General features: G+C 63.0%; 19 protein-coding genes and 1 tRNA gene. 4 read left to right on the top strand and 16 right to left on the bottom strand.

The features are described 5' to 3' along the window. Positions 1 to 190 precede the first annotated feature (190 nt). Positions 191 to 1,150, bottom strand: coding sequence for a phosphate/phosphite/phosphonate ABC transporter substrate-binding protein (locus tag AC1VS5_RS04320; RefSeq protein ID WP_019128962.1), 960 nt, complete (start codon positions 1,148 to 1,150; stop codon positions 191 to 193). Positions 1,151 to 1,378: 228 nt separating this feature from the next. On the opposite strand from AC1VS5_RS04320, the gene AC1VS5_RS04315 reads away from it, so the two are divergent. Next, positions 1,379 to 2,407: an asparaginase gene (locus tag AC1VS5_RS04315; protein ID WP_481217804.1), complete on the top strand. Its 1,029-nt coding sequence runs from the start codon at positions 1,379 to 1,381 to the stop codon at positions 2,405 to 2,407. 586 nt (positions 2,408 to 2,993) lie between these two features. Here the strand turns inward: AC1VS5_RS04315 and AC1VS5_RS04310 are convergent. Continuing rightward, positions 2,994 to 3,203, bottom strand: a complete 210-nt coding sequence (locus AC1VS5_RS04310) for a helix-turn-helix domain-containing protein (RefSeq protein ID WP_019128960.1) — start codon at positions 3,201 to 3,203, stop codon at positions 2,994 to 2,996. 109 nt (positions 3,204 to 3,312) lie between these two features. On the opposite strand from AC1VS5_RS04310, the gene AC1VS5_RS04305 reads away from it, so the two are divergent. Next, on the top strand, positions 3,313 to 4,113 hold the full coding sequence (locus tag AC1VS5_RS04305; protein ID WP_481217803.1) for a hypothetical protein: 801 nt from the start codon (positions 3,313 to 3,315) through the stop codon (positions 4,111 to 4,113). A 675-nt stretch (positions 4,114 to 4,788) separates the two neighbouring features. Here the strand turns inward: AC1VS5_RS04305 and AC1VS5_RS04300 are convergent. The 3 genes from AC1VS5_RS04300 to AC1VS5_RS04290 all read right to left on the bottom strand — a co-directional run bounded on the left by AC1VS5_RS04300 (position 4,789) and on the right by AC1VS5_RS04290 (position 7,743). After that, positions 4,789 to 5,175 (bottom strand): DUF1648 domain-containing protein, encoded by a 387-nt coding sequence (locus AC1VS5_RS04300; protein WP_019128958.1) that lies wholly within the window; start codon positions 5,173 to 5,175, stop codon positions 4,789 to 4,791. A gap of 58 nt (positions 5,176 to 5,233) precedes the next feature. Further along, a complete protein-coding gene (ychF, locus tag AC1VS5_RS04295) occupies positions 5,234 to 6,310 on the bottom strand; it encodes a redox-regulated ATPase YchF (protein ID WP_087185944.1) in 1,077 nt (358 codons plus the stop codon). Between the two features lie 167 nt (positions 6,311 to 6,477). Continuing rightward, entirely contained in the window at positions 6,478 to 7,743 is a 1,266-nt protein-coding gene (locus tag AC1VS5_RS04290; protein WP_144688768.1) for a 4Fe-4S binding protein, read from the bottom strand. A 249-nt stretch (positions 7,744 to 7,992) separates the two neighbouring features. Between AC1VS5_RS04290 and AC1VS5_RS04285 the strand changes: the two genes are divergently transcribed. Next, positions 7,993 to 8,640, top strand: coding sequence for a zinc ribbon domain-containing protein (locus AC1VS5_RS04285; protein WP_481217802.1), 648 nt, complete (start codon positions 7,993 to 7,995; stop codon positions 8,638 to 8,640). 225 nt (positions 8,641 to 8,865) lie between these two features. On the opposite strand, the gene lysS is transcribed toward AC1VS5_RS04285, so the two are convergent. The 5 genes from lysS to AC1VS5_RS04260 form a co-directional block, all read right to left on the bottom strand. Then, entirely contained in the window at positions 8,866 to 10,872 is a 2,007-nt protein-coding gene (gene lysS / locus AC1VS5_RS04280) for a lysine--tRNA ligase (RefSeq protein WP_481217801.1), read from the bottom strand. Positions 10,873 to 11,059: 187 nt separating this feature from the next. Continuing rightward, positions 11,060 to 11,527 (bottom strand): GreA/GreB family elongation factor, encoded by a 468-nt coding sequence (locus AC1VS5_RS04275; RefSeq protein ID WP_481217800.1) that lies wholly within the window; start codon positions 11,525 to 11,527, stop codon positions 11,060 to 11,062. A 125-nt stretch (positions 11,528 to 11,652) separates the two neighbouring features. Further along, complete coding sequence (gene tatA / locus AC1VS5_RS04270; RefSeq protein WP_481217799.1) at positions 11,653 to 11,913, bottom strand: twin-arginine translocase TatA/TatE family subunit; 261 nt, start codon at positions 11,911 to 11,913, stop codon at positions 11,653 to 11,655. A 260-nt stretch (positions 11,914 to 12,173) separates the two neighbouring features. Beyond that, entirely contained in the window at positions 12,174 to 13,655 is a 1,482-nt protein-coding gene (locus AC1VS5_RS04265; RefSeq protein ID WP_481217798.1) for a YfcC family protein, read from the bottom strand. Positions 13,656 to 13,884: 229 nt separating this feature from the next. Further along, complete coding sequence (locus tag AC1VS5_RS04260) at positions 13,885 to 15,081, bottom strand: M20 metallopeptidase family protein (RefSeq protein ID WP_481217797.1); 1,197 nt, start codon at positions 15,079 to 15,081, stop codon at positions 13,885 to 13,887. A gap of 201 nt (positions 15,082 to 15,282) precedes the next feature. On the opposite strand from AC1VS5_RS04260, the gene AC1VS5_RS04255 reads away from it, so the two are divergent. Then, positions 15,283 to 16,731 (top strand): helix-turn-helix transcriptional regulator, encoded by a 1,449-nt coding sequence (locus AC1VS5_RS04255; RefSeq protein WP_481217796.1) that lies wholly within the window; start codon positions 15,283 to 15,285, stop codon positions 16,729 to 16,731. 43 nt (positions 16,732 to 16,774) lie between these two features. Here the strand turns inward: AC1VS5_RS04255 and AC1VS5_RS04250 are convergent. The 6 genes from AC1VS5_RS04250 to rph all read right to left on the bottom strand — a co-directional run. After that, positions 16,775 to 16,851 (bottom strand) — tRNA-Pro (locus AC1VS5_RS04250). A gap of 38 nt (positions 16,852 to 16,889) precedes the next feature. After that, entirely contained in the window at positions 16,890 to 17,804 is a 915-nt protein-coding gene (gene ispE, locus AC1VS5_RS04245) for a 4-(cytidine 5'-diphospho)-2-C-methyl-D-erythritol kinase (protein ID WP_481217795.1), read from the bottom strand. Beyond that, the gene (locus AC1VS5_RS04240; protein WP_019128947.1) at positions 17,794 to 18,090 is read right to left on the bottom strand and encodes a Veg family protein; all 297 of its coding nucleotides are present in this window, start codon (positions 18,088 to 18,090) and stop codon (positions 17,794 to 17,796) included. The genes ispE and AC1VS5_RS04240 overlap by 11 nt, the downstream gene beginning before the upstream one ends. A gap of 513 nt (positions 18,091 to 18,603) precedes the next feature. After that, a complete protein-coding gene (dtd, locus tag AC1VS5_RS04235; RefSeq protein WP_481217794.1) occupies positions 18,604 to 19,050 on the bottom strand; it encodes a D-aminoacyl-tRNA deacylase in 447 nt (148 codons plus the stop codon). After that, positions 19,047 to 19,784, bottom strand: coding sequence for an RdgB/HAM1 family non-canonical purine NTP pyrophosphatase (gene rdgB / locus AC1VS5_RS04230; RefSeq protein ID WP_481217793.1), 738 nt, complete (start codon positions 19,782 to 19,784; stop codon positions 19,047 to 19,049). The genes dtd and rdgB overlap by 4 nt, the downstream gene beginning before the upstream one ends. 324 nt (positions 19,785 to 20,108) lie before the next feature. Further along, a partial coding sequence (gene rph, locus AC1VS5_RS04225) for a ribonuclease PH (RefSeq protein ID WP_481217792.1) occupies positions 20,109 to 20,633 on the bottom strand: 525 nt, incomplete at its 5' end.

The following is a 20,633-nucleotide window of genomic DNA, read 5'->3' as shown; positions in this document are numbered from 1 at the left end:
CATGGAATGCGCGCAAGCACGCGGGTCGGCGCGCGATACAACCGCCGGGCCGAGCCGCATCGACTCATGGGGGCGATCCGGTCGGGCCCGTCAACGCAGAGCGTGCCCGCAACCGATAGAAAAGCGCCCGGCTGGGAGCGAACTCCCGGCCGGGCACGCCTTGCAAACCGGAAGCGCGGACGCGGCTGCGCTACGCGGAGGCCTTCTCCGTGTACTCCTCGATGGTGTCGTAGGCAGACTCGTCGACCTCGGTGTAGCCCAGGTGGCTCCACATAGACATGGCCTCGGCGCCCTCCTCGTCATTCGCCATGTTGAGGAAGGTCTCCTTGATCTTGTCCTTCATGTCCTGGTCCATATCGGGCTGGACGGCGATGGCGTCGTTGGGGATATCGCCCTCGGTAAGGTAGAGCACACGGAGGTCGGCGAACAGGTCGTTATCGGGGAAGCTGTTCGCGAAGACGTTGCGCGCGCCCTCGAACACGAAGCAGGCATCCTGCTGGCCGTTGAGCACGGCGGTGATCTCGGACGGGATGTCGTTCACCGTGGTAAGCGTGCACTCGGTCACAGGATCGACGCCGGCGTCCTTGAGCTCGGCCACGGGGTAGATGTAGCCGGAAGCGGAGTTCGCGGAGAGCGTGGCGATCTTCTTGCCCTTGAGGTCGGTGAGCTCCTGCATGTCGCTATCAGAGCGCACGAGGATCTCGCCCTTGAAGGTGCCGGTGAGCTCGCCCTCGATGGGAAGGCCGGTCTCGCGGTCATAGGCACCGAGCTCGGAGGTGAGCAGGGCCTCCGCGCAACCCTGGTTGCGCGCCATGACGTAGGCGGCCGGCGGCATGATGCCGAGCTGCACCTGGCCGGAGGCCATGGCCTCGACGATGGTGGTGTAGTCGGTCGCAAGGGTCACGTTGGTCTCGACGCCAAGCTTCTCGGTGAGGTAATCGGCGAAGGGCTTGGCCTTTGCCTCAAGGCTGCCGTCGTTGTTGGTAGGCACGAACTGGACCTCGAGCGAGGTAATCTCGGCCGCAGCGCTGCTGCCGCCGTCGCCGTTGCCGCCGCAGCCAGAGAGCGCGGCAACGGAACCGAGCGCAAGGGCGCCGGTGAGAACGCTGCGACGGCTCACGGCGGTGTTGAGCATTTCGAACTTGGACATGATTCCTGCCTTCCATAACACCAGGACTTCATAAGACACGATACTCACGATACCATCACCCGAGCGCCCGCAGAGCGCAGAATGCCGACCCCTGACCGAAGGATTACATCCGTTTGCCGAATAATTCGCCTAGCTGCCTTCGATGGGAACTATGGGGGATTTCCGTGCGGGGCGCAAGAAACGGGTACGCTTGTAGGAAAACGGCCACAGGAAAGCAGGTTCGAGTCAATGAAACGAATCCTTCTCATCGCCACCGGAGGCACCATCGCCTCCGCCGAAGACGGACACGGCCTCTCCCCCGCCCTCACCGGTGCCGAGCTCGCCGCATGCGTGCCCGAGGTCGAGGGCCTGTGCGAGCTCGAGATCTTGCAGCTCATGAATATCGACAGCACCAACATGCGCCCCGCGGACTGGCTCCGCATCGCGGGCGCCATCGAAGAGCGCTACGCCGCATTCGACGGATTTCTCATCCTGCATGGAACCGACACCATGGCCTATACCGCCGCTGCGCTCTCGTACCTCATCCAAGGAAGCGCGAAGCCCATCGTGCTCACCGGCTCGCAGCGCCCCATGACGAGCTCGTTTACCGATGCGAAGCTCAACCTCTACCAGAGCTTGCTCTATGCGCTCGACGACGCGTCGTGCGATGTGACGATCGTGTTCGGTGGCATCGCCATTGCCGGAACGCGCGCCCGCAAGCAGCGAACCATGAGCTCGAATGCCTTTACCAGCGTGAACTTCCCGCCGCTCGCCTACATTCGCAACGATCGCATCGTACGCGCAGGCGCGGCTGGAGCAACCCCGGGGGCAGATGCAGCCCTGGCCGAGGCTCCGCTTCCCCCGGTCTTCCGCACGCTCAACGACCGCGTCGCCGTGCTCAAGCTCACCCCGGGACTGAACCCGCACCTCTTCCGAGCGCTTAAGGCCGATTACGATGCCCTTATCCTCGAGATCTATGGGCTTGGCGGCATACCGGACTACGGAACCTGTGGCCCCTCGTTCAAGGAGGCTATCTTCGACTGGGTAGACTCCGGGCGGAGCATCGTGCTCACGACACAGGTGCCGGAAGAAGGACTCGACCTCGGCGTGTACGAAGTGGGACGCGCCTATGCGGAGCATCCAGGCATTCTGCGCGGCGGCGACATGTCGACCGAGGCGATCGTTGCCAAGATGATGTGGGCGCTCGGCCAGACCCGCGATCCACTCGACCTCGAGCAGCTCTTTTACCATCCCATCAACCACGATCGGCAGATGTAGCGCAAGCCCCTGGTGCACGTGCATACTTGGGCGCCGCCGTGCCGCAGCAATGGGATGCTGGGACGTCGGCGCGCCGAAAGACTGGGCGCTTAAGCTCTGCGGCGTCGGAAGCCGTTCGCCAACCAGACGCCGCGCGCGTCTTCGGGCGGTTTCTGGACACCACGCGCGTTTTCGGGCGAGGCTCGGACACGCATCTAGTTCTCGGGCGGTTTCTGGACACCGCCGCATTCTCGGGCAGGTTTTGGACATCTCGCGCGTCTTCGGGCGGGATTCGTTCATTCTTAGCCTCGAAAATGGCGAAATGTCGCCCGACAGCGTTGGCAGCGTCCGGATGTCGCCCGAAAACGCGCGTGGTGTCCGGATGTCGCCCAAAAACAAGATGAATGTCCGAATGCTGCCCGGCAACGCGGAAAGAAACTGCGGCTGGCATCAGGATGTCACGAGAAAACGCTGGCGGTTACGACGGCGGGCATCCGGATGTCGCCTGAAGCGGTATACCGTGTCCCAAAAGCGCCCAAAAACGAAAGAAAACGCAATAGTCACACCGTTACATCGAAGAGCGGCGAGGATGGACGGTGCGCTGGCTTCAATCCCTCGGTTCCGCCAACAACAGCTCCGGTGCCACATCTAGGCTATCCGCGAGGCGCTGCAATTCTTTTAGCGTGATATTCGCCGTGCCGCTCTCGATCCGATTGAGATACGGCCGGCTTATGCCTGCCATCAGGCAGAAAGCGGTCTTACCAAGCCCCTGTTCCTCGCGCAGGCGGCTCACGTTACTACCAACGATCTGTCCCAATGGTTCGCTCATATCGCAGAGTGTGCAGAATCGTCCAGCAGGTAACGTAAACTATAGTTTACGTTTCACAGGGCTCGCTAGTTATAAAGAGAAGGGTCGTTGTCACAAGATGCAGAGCGCTCGGCACGAGAACAAGCGAAGCGAAAGCCGCCGAGAGCCCGCGATTTCGCGCGACGCGGGTCTCGCTTTGCGCAGCAAAGGCCGCGCTTCCCGCGGGACAGGCCACGCCCTTCGCGCCGCAGACCCCGATCCCCGCAGCGCGAGCCGCGCCTCACACGGCAAAGACCCTGCCTCGCACATACTCGACCTCAAGAATGCCGCGTCTACCACGAACGGCACGCACCATCTGCTCGTGCTCGACATCGATGATCCGGCATCCGGCGGCCCCCTTCTTACCGTCCCCGAGGCCCAGGCGTTATCGGACCTCCTCCGCATGGCGAAGGAGGCGCGCGAGAAGCCCCACGCACTCGCCGCGCCCCGCATACTGCTAGCAGCAGCAAGCTCCTACTCCGCGCATGAGGTGGTGCGGGCCTTTTCGCAAGCGGGTCTTCCCTCCCCACGCGTCATACTGCTCGACGCCTACGAAAACCCCGCCGTGCTCGCGCAAGCCGATGCCACAACAAAGCTGGTGCAGGCTTCACTCGCAAGCGGCAGCCGGTTGCAAGACGCTATCGTGATAGCCGCCACCCCATACGACCTGCCCCTTCTCTCTGAGGCAGGCACCGCTTATGCGCTCGAGGGAGCAGGGAGCGCCTGCCGCGCCGCAGCAGACTTCACCTTCCCCGCACGCCGGAAGGGAGGGCTCGCCCAAGCGCTCGCCTACCTCTGTCACAACCTTTTTCCGAGTGAAAGCAATCACGGCGGCGTCGTACCCTTCCGTCCGTTAGATGCCGCCGAGCACCGCACGTAACTCTTTTCCAGCATGACGGGCGCCGAGCTGCGTTGCTACGAAGGCCCGGCCTTGGACGGCGGAGAGATGAGCCCCATGGATAGCTGCAGCAATCCCGGCGTGGCGGACGGTATCCAGCGCGGCAGCCGCTTAGTGGAAGCTGCCATCGCGGCGATTTCCTCCGAGGAGATAGTTAGATGCAAGCTTGGTCCGGTTTGGGGCGGCGCGGTGGCTACCCCTCCAAAAACCCAGTCTCCCCGTCGCACATTGGGCAACGGGAAATTCGCCGGAATCCCCACCCGCGGCTTCATCAGTTTTCATGACCTTAGCCGCCCAGGCGAGGGATGCGGCAATCCATAGCGAATGCGAATCTCGCACACGTCGTCTCAGCCGTCCAGACGAGGGCGGAATCTAATCGAATCCGAGAAACCCCATGCACCTGTCCCGGGGTCTCCAGGTCAGTGTTATCCCAGGGAACCGCTGTTGACGCCTTCGGGGCGAACGTGATTGCAACTTTTGGGCACTTCGCCGCGAGGGGCCTGAGTAGCCGTGTCACGACCGGGAGGATGCCAGCCGCCTGAGCTGCGCCTTTCCTTCCGCCCCGCTCGCCTGTATTCGCCGTGCACACGGGGAAGTGCCCAAAAACTGAAATGTCAACGAGCCGGATGCCCCCGGCGTCCAACAAGCAGCGTTTTTCTAGAGGGCGAGGCTGAATCCCCGCTCAAAGAACGCCGCAGCGAGCAAGTAGATATTGCAGACATTCAGCAGCCCCGTCATGACGAGCCCGCTGCGAATCGAGCGACGATAGGTGAGCTCCGTCGCAACGCGGGAGTCGCGGATCGAGACGCCCGCCTGACGGCGCGCGGTAAGAATCATACCAACCCCCAGAAGCAGGCAGATTCCCGGAGCGAGAAAGAGCTCGTACCGGCTAGCGTAGCGCGTGGGCTCGCCGCCCGCGCCAAACGCCATTGCCACCGAATCCGGAAGCTGCGGAATCACGAAGAAGGCTTCTATGAGCGGAAGCACCGCGAGCACGATGAGGACGATGGTGAGGTAGCCGTTCGTGCGACCGAAGCGAAACATGTATTACCGCCTATCTATCTCTTGATAACCCCGCGGCGGCAACCGCCGCGCATGCGTGCTACACGTTGAACCGGAAGTGTACCACGTCACCGTCGGCCATGATGTAATCCTTGCCCTCGATGCGGAGCTTGCCGGCCGCCTTAGCGCCCTGCTCGCCACCGAGCTCAACGTAATCATCGTAGCCAATGACCTCGGCCTTGATGAAGCCGCGCTCGAAGTCCGTATGGATGACGCCGGCCGCCTGCGGGGCCGTGGCACCCTGGCGCACCGTCCAGGCCTTGACCTCCATCTCGCCGGCAGTGAAGAAGCTCTGCAAGCCGAGCAGCTTGTAGGCTGCCTGTGCGAGCACGTCCAAGCCGGGACGCTCGAGGCCGAGCGACTCCAGGTACTCCGCCGCGTCCTCCGGCTCGAGCTCCGAGAGCTCCGCCTCCACCTTGGCGCAGATGGGGATCGGCGTCACGCCGTCGATGGGCTCAAGTTCTTCGCCGAGCATATCCTCGTCCACATTCGCAACGTAGAGCATCGGCTTCATGGTGAGGAGGAAGAGCCCCTTCGCGGCAGCGCGCTCCTCGTCGGTCATCTCCATGGCGGCGGCGCGGTTGCCCTCATTCAGCCATGCGACCAGACGCTTCGCCACCTCGAGCTTGGGCGCGAGCTCCTTGTCGCGGCGCGCCTCCTTCTCGAGCTTAGGAATCTGCTTCTCGAGCGTCTGAATGTCGGCGAGGATGAGCTCGGTCATGATGGTATCGGCGTCGGCGGCAGGGTCGACGAATTCGCCCGTACGCCCCACCTCGCGCATGACGTTGGGATCCTTGAAATAGCGAACGACTTCGCAAATGGCGTCGGTCTCGCGGATGTTCGCAAGGAACTGGTTGCCCAGGCCCTCGCCCTCGTTCGCACCCTTCACCAGACCGGCGATATCAACGAACTCCACCGTGGCCGGCACGATGCGCCCGGGATGAACGATATCCGCCAGCGCCTGCAGGCGGTCGTCGGGCACGTCCACGATGCCCACGTTGGGGTCGATGGTCGCGAACGGATAGTTGGCAGCAAGGCCGCCCTTCTTGGTGAGCGCGGTGAACAGCGTCGACTTGCCCACGTTGGGCAGGCCCACAATGCCGATGGAAAGAGCCACGAGATACCATCCTGTCTTGTATACCAGCGAAGCGGTGTGACGCGTGCGCCCCACCGCTCCCGTCATCGGTTTGCACCGTCTGATTATAAGGCCCCGCGCAGCGCAGCTCCACCCGTAAGCGGACGTTTTTGCCACCCTGCACGCACGCAGCCGGTAACGAGGGGAAGCTAGTCGGCGAGCTTCTCCACACGGTCAAGTGCAGCGCTGAGCTTTTTCTTGGCCTCTGCCTTCATCTTCTCAGCCTCCTCATGCGCCTTCGCAGCCTCGGCGGCCTTCTTCTCCGCCTCGGGATCAGGCAGCACGAGCTCCGCCGCGTCATGCTCCACCATGGTGAGCGCATGTGTTTCGCATACCTCCGCGCACAGGCCGCACCCCACACAGTACGTGGACTCTACCGCAAAGCGACCAGAATCGGTGATATCGCAGGCATGGAGCGGGCAGGCCTCTATGCAGTCGCCGCAGAGCGTGCATTTCTCGAAATCGCACACGGGCGTGCTCACCTGCACGTTCGGGGCAAGCTCGGGATGCGCCTGCAGCGTCGAGAGCAGCAGCTGCCTGCCCTGGGTAAGCACGCGGCGTCGCCTCTGCGATGTCGTGCCGGTAGCGGTCGCAAGCGTGCGCTCGAGCGCAGAGAGCTTCTTGGTGTGGTCCTTGATGCGCTGCGAAACTGTCGTCACCGCTGCCGTCGCGGGGTTCAGCTTGGAAACCGCCAGACCGGTGGTCTTCATGATCTTATCCATGTATTCCTTGCGCTCGAACTCGCGGCGCTTGGTGCAGGAGAGCTCCTTCGCGTCGACCTCGAGGCCCATGGGTCTGCCGGACCACTCCTCCGCCGTGGCGATTGCGTCGCCCAGAAGCTCCTCGCCCTGTGCGTTGCGGCAATTCTCGCAGATGTCGAGCGGCAGGTACACGCTCACGTTAGGGAAGTCCATAAGGATGGAGAACCAGGTCTCGGCCGTGACCTCGCCCACGCACCCGAGCACGACCTCGTTTTCGCGCGGGATGCGCTTGAGGGCGCGCGTGCACGTTACATACGCCGTCTCATACGCCGCAGCGGCAGCGGCCACGGAATCGTAAAACTTTTTGGGGCGATGCTTCATGCCGTGGATAGACTCGGTCGGGCACACCGGCGCGCATAGACCGCACTTACGGCAGGAATCGAGCACGTCGATGCCGCCGTCCTCGATCTCGATGGCATTCACCGGACAGATCTTCACGCATGCCCGGCACGAGCTCTTTGTCGACCGGCATGCAAGGCACGAGAGCGCGTTGGCCCGCGGCTTCTCCTTGTAGTCTGCCGGGTTCCACTCGCGCTCCTCGGGCTCGGGATTGCCCAAGAACGCGTTCGTAAGATCGCTGAACGGCTCGGTGATGCCGCTCAGGCCCTTGGTGATATCGATGATGTCATCGAACATGTCGCGCTTCTGCGCCATGCGAGTTCCTCCCCTTGAACGGATGCCCGCGTGTGCGCGCCGCATCCGTATCGGACGTTTCGACGCGCACTATTGTACGGCACCCGTTGTGGAATCCGCATGCACGACATGCTCCGCGATTCTTTCCAAGAATGACCGAGACCGCTGTCCCGATTCGCGGCATAATGTGAAGTGTGTATGTGGAACCATGCGGCCGGATGCGATACATCGTGCGTACAACGCCCGCCCGACACAGAGAGAGGACTCACTATGTTTTGCCCTAAATGCGGATCCCAGCTTGCCGATGATGCCAAGTTCTGCGGCGCCTGCGGTGCACAGATCCAGGCGCCCGCCAATACGACGCCGGCGCCCGGCGCTGCGCCCGCGCCGATTCCGGGGCCGGCTTCCACGCCGAACCCGTCGCCCGTTCCCGGCCCGGTGCCCACCCCCAGCAGCGCGCCCACGAGCTTCGGCGGCTCCTCGCTCGCAAACCTTGCTTCGGGCAACGCCGCGCTCTTCCGCATCATCAAGCTTGTAGCCGGCGCGATCATGCTCGTGAGCTTCTTCTTGCCGCTGTATGGCGTCGCGGGTATCGTGAGCATCAGCGCCATGCAGATGACCTTCGGCATCACCCTCATGGGGTCGCATCTCGACGGCGAGTTCATGAACATCCTGTTCCTCGTGCCCGGCATTCTCTGCCTGGTGGGCGTGCTCGCCCTGAAGGAGAAGCAGGGTAACATCCTGAACATCATCGGTGGCATCGGCGCGCTTTTGCTCGTTTTCGCGATCTCCGGCCAGGCCAACGCCGAGATGGGCGGTTACGTGTCCGTGAGCTTCGAGCTCGGTGCGTGGCTCTACATCCTCGCTGGCATCGCAAGCATCGCCGTCGGCGTGCTCGACATGATCAAGTCCAAGTAGGAGCGCTGGCATCTGCCTTGCGCCGCGCGTGACCGCCTCGAGGTTGACGCGATTCACTTTGAGGAGCGGGCGCCTGCGCTCCGGAAGCGCAGGCGATTCACGCCGAGAAGCGCAACCCAATTAAACGAACGGCGCCGCAGCCCGATACGAGCTGCGGCGCCGTTTTTGCATGCGAGCGTATGGTATAGCGTCCGCCCCGCCTTTTAGCGTGCGTTATCTCAAGCCTTAGTACAGCTTGGCACCCGCCGGAATGGCGTCGTCCACCATGAGGAGGTTCAGGCGCTCCTCGGGCTCTTCGCCCTCCCCTTCGGCATGAACGGCGCTGATGAGCATGCCGCACGAATCGATTCCCATCATCTTACGCGGTGGCAAGTTGGTGATGGCGATGCAGGTCTTGCCCACCAGGTCTTCCGGCTCGTAGTACATGCTGATGCCAGAGAGAATCACGCGGTCCGTGCCCGAGCTGTCGTCCATAGTGAACTTCAGCAGCTTCTTGCTCTTGGGCACCGGCTCGCAACGCTTGATCTTGACCGCACGGAAATCGCTCTTGCTGAACGTATCGAAATCCACGAAGTCCTCGAAGAGCGGCTCGACCACGATCTTGGACGGATCGATGGTAGGGATCTTGTTCGGAGCGACGGCAACGCCCGCCGCACCATCCTGAGCCGCCTGCGCGGCATCCTTAGCAGCCTGTGCGGCGGCACCGGAGACGCTTCCCTTCTCGGGGCGCATGTGCGGGAACAGCAGCACGTCGCGGATGCTCGCGGAATTGGTGAGCAGCATGACCACGCGGTCGATGCCGATGCCGATACCGCCCGCGGGAGGCATGCCGTACTCGAGCGCACGCACGTAATCCTCGTCGTACTCCATGGCCTCGTCGTCGCCGCCGGCCTTCTCCTCCATCTGCTTGGCGAAGCGCTCGGCCTGGTCCACCGGGTCGTTGAGCTCGGAGAACGCGTTGGCGTACTCGTGGCCGGCGATAACCAGCTCGAAGCGGTGCGTGAGACGCGGGTCGTCCTCGCGGCGCTTGGCGAGCGGGCTCACCTCAACGGGGTAATCGCACACAAAGGTCGGGTTGATGAGGCTCTCCTCGCCCTTCTCGTCGTAGATCTCGGCGATGAGCTTGCCCGCGCCCCAAGCGAGGTTGACGTCGATACCGCACTCGGCGGCCGCGGCGCGAAGCTCCTCAATCGGCGTATCGAGGTTGAGCTCGCAGCCCATGACCTCGGAAACGATCTCCGTCATGGAGCGGCTCGGCCACTCGCCGAAGAGGTCGATCTCCTGGTCCTGGTACACGATGGCGCCCTCGAGCCCGACCGCCTTCGCTGCAGCCTTGATGACACCCTCGGCGAGCTCCTTCATGCCCTCGAGGTCGCTGTAGGCGCGATACGCCTCCATGGTGGTGAACTCGGGGTTGTGCGTCTGGTCCATGCCCTCGTTGCGGAAGATGCGGCCGATCTCGAACACGCGCTCATAGCCGCCCACGAGCAGGCGCTTCAGGTGCAGCTCGGTGGCGATGCGCAGGTAGCACTCCTGGTTGAGCGCGTTGAAGTGCGTGATGAACGGCTTCGCGGTGGCGCCGCCCTGGATGGTCTGCAGGATGGGCGTCTCCACCTCCATGTAGCCGTTGTCCTCCATGTAACGGCGGAAAGCGCTGACGATCGCCGAGCGCTTGCGGAAGGTCTCGCGCACGTCGTCGTTCATGATGAGGTCCACGTAGCGCTGGCGGTAACGGGTCTCCTTGTCGGAGAGGCCGTGGAACTTCTCGGGCAGCGGGCGCACTGCCTTGGAGAGCAGCGTCAGGCGCTTCGGGGCGATGGAGAGCTGGCCGCGCTTGGTGCGCACGATCACGCCCGTCACGTTGATGATATCGCCCAGGTCCAGGTCCTGCAGCAGAGCCCAGTCCTCCTCGCGCATCTCGTTGATGCGGCAGAAGAGCTGAATCTCGGCGGTGGTGTCGCGCACCACCACGAAGGCGATCTTGCCCTGGCCGCGCTTGGCCATGATGCGGCCACCGATGCTCACCACGTCATCGGTGTCTTCGCCTGCCTCGAGGTCGGCATACTTGGCCTCGATGTCGACGACATGCGCCGTAACCTCGGAATGCTCCGGATACGGATTGCCGCCGGCCTCCATGATGGCAGCGCGCTTGGACAGGCGATGGGCGCGCTCGTCATTCAGCGTCGACACCGCCTCCGGCGCGTTCTGCGTGCTCTCCTGCGTCTCGCTCATATCTTGTTGCTCCTTGCTATCTGTGGGCCCCATGTGCCCAGAACGTCATGTAAAACTCGGTGCGGCCCCGCTGCGACCGCAAACCGAATTGCCTCGATGCGGCCCCGTCAGCGCCGCGAACCAAAAAGCTCCCCGAGGCCTCGCGGTCCCAGGGAGCATGCATTCGGCTCTGCGCTCGACCCGGGGCCTAGCGCGCGATCTTCGTAATGGTGTAGGTACGCATCTTGCCAGACGGCAGCACGACCTCGACGGTCTCGCCCACCTCATGGCCCACCAGGGCGGAGCCCACCGGGGACTCCATCGAGATGCGGTTCTCGAGCGAGTTGGTCTCGCGCGAGCCCACGAGCGTGAAGTCGTGAACCTCGCCATCGGCGTCGACGACGGTCACCGTGCTGCCGAGCGTAGCGCCAAGAATGCCCGCCGCGTCGAACTCAGCCACCTGGGCGAGCGTGTTGCGGATCTCGCGGATGCGGGCCTCGTTCTTGGCCTGCTCCTCCTTGGCATCATCGAACTCGGAGTTCTCCGAGAGGTCGCCGAAGTCGCGCGCGACCTTGATGCGCTCGACAATCTCAGTCCTATGTTCACCCTCGCGCCACGCAAGCTCCTCTTCGAGCTTCTTGCGGCCCTCGTCGGTCAGTGCCTCGCCATTCGCCATGCGGAAGACTCCTTTAACGCTGTTTCTACCATCGACCCACCATAATAACGGCCGACCGCCCGCGTGGGGAGGTCGGCCGCATGCGCTCTATAGGAAGAACAAAGCTCCTTGATGAAGGCTGCGCCTTACTCGGAGATGGGGCCCTCGTCCTCGCCGGACTCCTTCTTTTTCTTTGCCTCGGCAAGCTTCTCCTCGAGCTCGCGAATCTCGCGGTCCTCGGCGCTCTCCTCGGGCTCCCCCTCGGTCTTATCGTCGCCCGACATGCCCTCACGGAGGTTCTTCACCGTGGAACCAAGCGACTTACCGAGCTTTGGAAGGTTCTTGGGCCCGAAGATGACCAGGACCACGATCAGGATGACAATCCACTCAAAACCTTTAGGGATCATAACGATTTCCTCCAGTTGCACGTCAAACAAGCTCGAAAGAGTATACCGCGCGAGCGTTGCTCGGACAACCGCGCCATATTATCAACGCGTCTAGGCAATCCTTCCGAAACACCTTCCTATACTGGCAAAACATCGCCCGACGGCACGGTTTGGCCATCGGGCGATGTAAGCGTTCGGTAAGGCCGGCTGGCCCTGTGCTTGCTTAGGAGCGGCTTGAACCTCCTGCTTAGCCAGCCGTTTCCCTCTGCCTCGCTGCTGTCCTACAGGACGAGCATGAGCACCGTGAGCACGGCGGCGGTCACCAGGGTGAGCGCGATGAAGAACTTAAGCGTAAGCTTGAGGAACGTGGTGTAGCTCGTGTGCGCGAGCTCCAGGCCCGAGACGATCACGCCGTTCGTGGGGGTGATCATGGCCACGACGCCGTGCGCGGCAACGTAGATCATGATCATGATATCGGGCGAGAAGCCGAGGTTGTCGGCAAGCGGCCCCATGATGGGCATGGAAACCGTCGCCATTCCGGAGCTCGACGGGATGAGGAACGAGAGCACGAAGTAGAGCGCGTAGCTCGCCGGGGCGAAGACCACCGCGGAGACGCCGCGCAGGGCGTTGGCAGCGGCTTCGAGCACGAAGACATCGAGCCCGGTCTCGGCCATGAGCACCGAGATGGCGCGGGCCACGGCAATCACGAGGGCGGTCGAGATCATGGTGGAGCAGCCGTCGATGAAGGTGTTCACGATCTCCTTCTCGGACAGACCGCCCACGAAGCCGATCACGATCGAGATCACGAAGAACCAGATGCCGCACTCGGTGAAGTACCACTGGCCAAGCGGCAGGCCGGTCAGGATGGCGCTCCAAGCCGTCGAAGGATCGTCGGCCGTGCCGCCGATGGCGAAGATGTTGATGCCGAAGCTCTCCCACGGAATGAACGACACGATCATGATGAGGAACGAAAGCGCGAACAGCACGAGCACGAGCTTCTGCTTGCCCGTGAGCACGGCGTTCTTAAGGTTCGAAGCCTGCTCGTCCTCAAGGGCGCGAGTCTCGTCGGCATAGGCAGCGTCCATGCGAGCGAGCTCATCGGCCGTCATGGCAGAGTTGGAGCGGTCGGCCTTGACCTTCTTGGCATAGTTCATCACGAAGGCGATGCCCATGACCTCAGAGATCACGAAGAGCAGGAAGCCCACGGCGATGAGCGTGCCCTGGTTGACCGCGATGCCCATGTCGGTGAGCGCCGAGGATGCGATGGCGATCGAGAACGGGTTCACCGTGGAGCCGAGCGTGCCCAGGCCGGCGCCCAGAAGCACCACGAGGGCGCCCACCATGGAATCGAAGCCCATGGCGAAGGTCACCGATGCGAGCAGGATGTAGAAGGGGATGGTCTCCTCCATCATGCCGTAGGTGGAGCCGCAGATGCCGAATGCGAGCATGAGCACCGGGATGAGCAGCGTATCGCGGTCACCAAGCTTGCGAACGAGCGTGGCGATGCCTGCATCGAGCGCACCCGTCTTGTTCACCATGGCGAGGAAGCCGCCGAGCACGATGACGAAGAGGCAGACGTCGATGGCGTTCTTGAAGCCGTCGAACGGTGCGCGCATAACCTGGGCAAGGGTTGCGCCCGTAACGTCGGGCGTGAATGCCGCGACGATCCAGGTGCAGATAGCAACGAAGATCAGGCACCCGATGAGGATGGTGAACGAGGTCGGCATGCCCCGTTTCTTCTTTTTCTTGACAGCTTCGGCCATGAGTCCTCCTTTTCCGCCGGCTCATCCGTAAAGCCGGCACGTACAACCGTTGTTCGTTGAGAAGATCGAGTGATCGGATGCAGGCGCGCGCGAGCGGGCGCAACGAAACTTCGAGATGGGGTGCGTCGAGAGCGCGGCCGTTCTCCAGCCGCACGGCTCTTCTCCATAGGACCGCACGCGTCAGCCGCGCACTCGACGCCCCACGTGTGCCCCGCCGCGCGAAGTCGTCCTACTCCGCGTGGCAACTCAGATAGGAAAGCGCGCTGTTGGCAAGCAGAGCGGAGCCCTTCCAGAACACCGTCTCGTCGAAATCGACGTTGGGATGGTGCATGCCGCAGCCCTCGTGCCCCGGCAGCGTGCCCGTGCCGAGGATGAAGTAGGTCGTGGGGGCGTTCTCGGCGATGATGGCAAGGTCGTCGGTGCCGGAGAACGGCGCTTCGAGCTCCTGCACGGGCTCGTCGAACAGCTCGTTCGCATAGCCCACGAGCTCCTCGGTAAGCGCGGGGTCGTTGTAGGTGTTCGGCACGCCGCGCAGGAAGTCTACGGTCGCCGTGCCGCCAAACGCCTCGGCGATGCTCTTGACCATGCGCTGCGCATGCTCTTTGAAGCCCTGGCGCACGCCCGCATCCTGCGTGCGCAGGGTGCCGAGCATAGAGGCGCTGTCGGGAATCACGTTCGCGGCGCGGCCCGATTCAATCTTGCCGAACGTTGCCACGCACGTCTGCGTAGGATCGACCTCGCGCGCGATCAGGTTTTGGAAACCCTGGTAGATATGGCAGGCGATGTTGATGGGATCGATGCCCTGGTGCGGGGTGGAGCCGTGCGCGCCGCGACCGGTGATGCGCACATCGATATCGTCGATCGACGAGAAGATCGTGCCCTTGCGCGTATAGATGGAGCCGGCATCGAATTCGAGCGCTTGCACGTGCAGCGCCGCCACCGCGTCGACATGCGGGTTCTCGAGCACTCCGGCCTCGAGCACCGCGTCGCCGCCGCAGTACTCCACAGGAGCAACACCTTCCTCGTCGGGCTGGAAGAGCAGCTTCACGCAACCCTTCAGCTCCGCCTCATGATCCTTCAGGATCTTCGCAGCTCCAAGCAGCATAGCGGTGTGCGTGTCATGGCCGCACGCATGCATGTTGTTATTCGTTGAGGCGAAATCGAGCCCCGTGGCCTCCTGAACCGGCAGGGCATCCATATCGGCACGAAGCATGAACACCGGGCCGGCCGCCGGATCGCCCACCTGCGCGAGGAGCGCGCCCTGGCAGGGCGACGAGACCTCATAGCCCATTTCCTCCAGGCGCCCGCGCACGTAGGCGCACGTCTCGTCCAAGTCGAAGCCGAGTTCCGGGTGCTGGTGCAGCCAACGGCGATCGCGCACGATCTGCTCCTGCAGCGCCTTTGCCTCATCGATTACGGTACTCATCACATCGCTCCTTTACTTTGCATATGCCCCGCTTGACGCGATGGGTTTGGTCGTGAAACGATACTAAAGCATTGCTCGCCCGAACGCATGGGCGCGCGCCACCATGTTTCATGCGTCGGAAAATTCACCCGGCACATGTGAGCGCGAACGGTACGAACGAGCAGGTAAACGGTATCACCCCAAATGGGTGAGGGAGGTTACATGGCCGAAATGCGCAAAGAGCTGCCCGCGTTGCCGTGGTCGATCGCCATGTTTCTCGTCGCGCTCGTCTCGCTTGTCATGCTCATGCACAACAGCGTGCTTCTGCCCACGGCGTCCACGGACCTCATGAATGTGAGCGTGTTTATCTCGGGTCTGCTCTATGTTCCTGTTGCCATCGTAGCGCGGCGATGCCCCAAGGCGCTTTCGCTTGTGGGCTGCTCATGCGCAGCTGCCGTGTGCGGCGCGGTCGCGATGCTGCTGTGGCAGAGCGTTCTTGCCAACCCCGCCGACGGAACGCTCTTCCTTGTTACCGATACGCTCTTCAACGTGAGCCGAGGTTGGGGAACCATTCTCACCGCGCTCGCACTCTCGCGCATACCGCGCAACGCGCCCACGATGGTGGCCGCACTTGCCGGCATCGCAATCTCGTACGCCATCTGGCCGCTTCTGCGCTCCGCCACCGAGGCCGCGCCGGCACTCTTCGGCATTATCATGCTCGGCATGCTCATAGGAACGGGTGCTATAAACCAGCGCGACCTCTTCGCCCGCATTCGCGAGGCGGCGAGCCCCCGCGACCTCGAAACGACGAACCCCTTCTCGTTCGTGCCGCTCTCGAGCAAGCTCTTCGTATGCATCGCCCTGTTCGAAACCACCTTCGGTTACGCCACCGCCACGCGGTTCAACGCCATGCAGGGTTGGCAGTATGCGCTGCTTGCACTCGCCTACGGTGCGCTCCTGCTCGTATGGAGCCGCGCGCGACGCTTCACCTTCGATGAGGATGCTGCGTTCCGGCTCTGCACGGTAACCGTAATCGCCGGTTTCCTGCTCACGCCAGCGAGCTCCTTGCCCACGTCGGTAACCTCGACGATCATCGAGGCCGGCTCAGAATGCTTCTACGCGCTCATGTTCTCGGTCCTCGCGAGCATCGCGGCGCGCAATCCCACAGGTGCGCTCGCCGTGGTGCCCTTGGGGTTCGCCGTCTCGTCCTGCTCGTCTGCGGTGGGGTTCGCTGCTGCCGAGAGCATCGTGGCTGCGCAGGCGAATGGTTGGACGGATGCCTTGCTCATAACGAGCGCCTTGCTCTCAATCGTCATCTTCTGCTTCGTGTGGATCGGGCTCGACGGCTTTCGCTTCCGCCGCTTCTTCCAGGCGATTGTTCCTGCTGAGGTTGCCGAGGAGCGGCCCGCGCGCACGCCTTCCGACGACGCCCAAGGCATAGACGCCGCGCTGCACTCGCTTGCCGAACGTCATGGTCTCACCGCCCGCGAACGAGAGATCTTGGGGCTGCTCGCCCGCGGGCATAGCGGGAAATCGATCATGGAGCGCCTCACCATCTCGGCGAACACGGTGAAAACGCATACGCGCCACATCTACAAGAAGATTGACGTCCACAGCCAGCAGGAGCTTATCGATTTGGTTGAGGAGCTTGCACACGCTGCAACGAGATAGCAAAACAGGCCAGAGCCCATCGCCCTGGCCTGCCTGAATTCGCTGGTCGGGTTGACTGGATTTGAACCAGCGACCCCCGCGTCCCGAACGCGGTGCTCTACCAAACTGAGCCACAACCCGTTAGCAGAAGGTATGTTAGCAGAACGCGCGCCACAATGCTAGCAAACTTGCAAAGAGAGTCCGGACTTCTCCATCGTTGCTGCGCATGACCACCATCCGCACTTCGAATCAGCGTCGCGCGCGATGCGCTCAGCAGCCTCCCTACTCTCGCATAGCGCGAACGAGCAGGCTCCGGAACCAGTCACCTGGGCGGCAAGTACCCCATCCTGACCACGCAGCCACGAGACAACGCCTGCAATCTCGGGGGCGATCGTGCATGCCGCGGGGGCAAGGTTATTCGCTATGTGCGCCGGAACCTCGGCGGCATCGTGCGCCCGCAGGGCCTCGAGCAGCGGCTCGAGCGGGGCGGCGGAGGGCGGGTCTTGGTCGAACACCTCGTAGGCCTCGCGGGCCGTCACACCGGCGCAGACGGGCTTCACGAGCACGATAGGCGCGCCCGCAAGCGGCTCAAACGCCTCGCGCAGGCGGTCTCCCGCACCATCGCAATAAGCGAGCGCCCCGTACAGGAAAAAGGGGACATCGGCGCCAATGGAGCGAGCGATGGCATCGACGCGCTCATCCCTCGGGTTGATGCCCCATGCATGGCAGAGGCCCATGAGCGTCGCCGCGGCATCTGATGATGGGCCGCCCAACCCCGCGCGCAGCGGAATATGCTTCTCGATCACGATCTCAAACGATGGCTCTCGCCCAAACGCCTCTCCCAAGGCACAAGCCGCCCGGTAGGCGGTGTTATGCTCCATGGGAAAATCTGCCTCGGGAACGGTGCGCACCGTAAGATGCTCTGCCGGCGCAAGCGTCACAACATCTGCCAGGCTCGTCGCCGCCATGACCGAATCGACGCGATGATAGCCCCGGTCGTCTCGCTGCGTGTGAACACCGAGGTACAGGTTAACCTTCGCGGGCGCGGTAACGACAAGCGCCCCTTTGGATGCATCGGACGCGCTAGTGCTCATCGGACTGGTTGCCGAGCGGCGTGAAGATATGCTCCCCCGATTCCGGGTCGAAGAGCTCGACCGTTCCGGTGAGCACGTCGACGTACTGGTAACTCTGGCGCGAGGTGCGGCCACGACGCTCATTCACCTCGACGATGAACACAGCGGGGTGAACGGTCTTGACCGTGCCCATGCGCTCGATAACGCGTGTGCGCCCCATGTTGGCCTTGACCTTCACGCGCTCGCCCACCATCTGCGCAAGCTTGTCTTTGATTTCGTCGACGTGGTTGACCTCGAGCTCGTCCATTACTATGCCTCCCGTAATGCGCCGAAAATCGGCACAGTACTCCCAAGTTAGTCAAAACTGATTCAGTATAGCAGCGCGAATAGCTCGCTAAAACCCCCGGTACAGGAACGTCACATACCGGTTGATGGCCCGCCCACGCCCGGCCGCACCATGCAGATGGCAGCACCGGGTTGGCAGCGGCGCCGTGAAGGGGGCAACTCCGGGCAAGGAGGGCACCTCTCAAACCCTCGACGCGCATGATTCTCCGTATCAACCCGGCGCGCCGGGAAAAGGTGTACATGAGCGTCACGAAAAGCCTCATTTCAAGCTTTTTTTGACGCTCGTGTACACCTTTTGGAACGAGCCGGGTGTATCGCTGGCCTACTAGGGCTGGCGAGATGAATGAGTGCATGTTCGCGGGGCGGAGAGAGCAGCGTCACGCTCAGAACGAGCGCCGCTACCGAGCAGGGGCACGCTACAGCGCGCGTAGCCTAGCAGGCACGCCGTAGCGCATCGGCGCCAAGCAGGAGGATGCTATAGCGCATCGGTGTCGAGCACGATGGTGAAAGGCCCGTCGTTTACAAGCTCCACCTGCATGTTCGCGCCAAACGTTCCCGTGGCAACGCGCGAGACGTCTTGACGTGCCAACTGCACGAAGTACTCGTAGAGCTCGTTTGCGTGCGCTGGGTCGCCTGCCGCGGTGAATGAGGGCCGGCGCCCGCGGCGGCAATCCGCAAAGAGCGTGAACTGCGACACCACGAGCACCTCGCCACCTACATCGTCAATGGAACGGTTGGTTTTACCATACTCGTCTTCCATAATGCGCAGGCCGAATAGCTTCTTCCAGAGATGGTCTGCCTCCGCGCGCGTGTCGTCGGCACCAACGCCAAGAAGGACGAGGTACCCTTGGCCGATGCTGCCAGTCACCTCGCCGTCGATGGTGACACTCGCCCGTGTAACGCGCTGAACGACCGCTCTCATCGCACACCCTCCTCCGGGGTAGCAACCTGCGAGGAGACGCGCTCGGCATCCTCGACCGGAGCGGCGACTCCCTCATTCGCCAGCGCAGAGGCATCGCGCCGGGCGCTGAGCTTGGCACACAGGTCTTCGAGCGCATGGAAGCGGTGGCTGATGGCGTTTTTCTCCTCCGGCGTGAGCTCGGCCATGGTCTTACCCGGCGTGTCATCGGGCAGGAAGAGCGGGTCATAGCCAAACCCGTGCGTGCCGCGCTCGGCATGGCCCACCACGCCCTCACAGGTACCCTCGCCCATGGTGACGAGACCATCGGGCTCAATGAAGGCAATCGAGCTCACGAAGCGCGCCGTGCGCGCGGCATCCTCAACCCCATCTAGCTTGGCAAGAAGCTTGGCATTGTTGGCGGCATCGTCGCCGTGCACGCCGGCGTAGCGCGCCGAATAGACGCCTGGTTCACCGCCAAGCGCATCGACCATGAGGCCAGAATCGTCTGCAACTGCCGTGAGGCCCGTCGCCGCCACGGCCGCCTCCGCCTTGATGATTGCGTTCTCCGCAAAGGTGGTGCCCGTTTCTTCCGGGTCCTCGAAATCCCCGAGCTGAGAAAGCGCTACGAACGTCATTTCCGGAAGCGCACGCCCCAAGATTTCCTCGATCTCGACGAGCTTATGCGCATTCCCCGTGGCAACGACCACCGTCCGCGTCGGATCGAGCGCAGCCGCATCAATCTTTTCTAACGCCATGAGAACTTCTTCCTCTCCTATCGAACGACGACAAACCGGCCTGCCTACGAACCGCACCTGCCGGAGGACCCGCATGGTTCCACGCAAACGTCCTCGCCGCTGCGCGGCTGCGGGATTGTTTGCTTAGGAACCATCCGGGCCCTCCTCCTCAAGACGTGCCTGTGAGGGCTCCGTTCCACAACGTGCCACCTCTGCCCCCAGCGGGCGTGACGAATGTACATGGAGTCCACCGCGCATCATCCCGCGCGCAGTTCCGCAGCGCGAAGCGCGAGGAATGTTTGAGCACGGGATGATGCGCGGTGGACTCCCTGGGAGCACTCTCAGCTAATCCTCGTCCCGAAACGCCGTGACCTGGTTCTGGAGCCCGATCAATTTCTCGATGCCCTTATCGCCCAGATCGAGCAGCCTTCCGAGCCGCGCCCGATCGAATGGCGTGCGCTCGCCCGTGCCCTGAATCTCGACGATCTCTCCCGTGTCGGTCGCCACGAGGTTCATGTCCACCTCAGCACGAGAGTCCTCACGGTAATCGAGGTCGAGCAGCTCGCAGCCATCAACTACACCCATCGAAACCGCGGCTACCTGGCCCGTAAGCGGCAGACGCGCGATCTTTCCGGCCTCGACCCACGCCATGAGGGCATCGTGCAGCGCCACCCAAGCGCCGGTCACCGCCGCGGTACGCGTACCGCCGTCTGCCTGAATTACATCGCAGTCCACCGTAACCGTATACTCGCCGAGGGCGCGGAGGTTGGTAACGGTGCGCAAGCTTCGGCCAATGAGACGCTCGATCTCCATCGAGCGGCCCTTGCGGCTCGCCCGCTCGCGCGGCACACGCCGGCCCGTCGAGGCGGG

This window comes from Enorma sp. (assembly GCF_982429025.1).
Note: the sequence above shows the minus strand (reverse complement) of the source record. Positions and strands in the feature narration are given on the sequence as shown.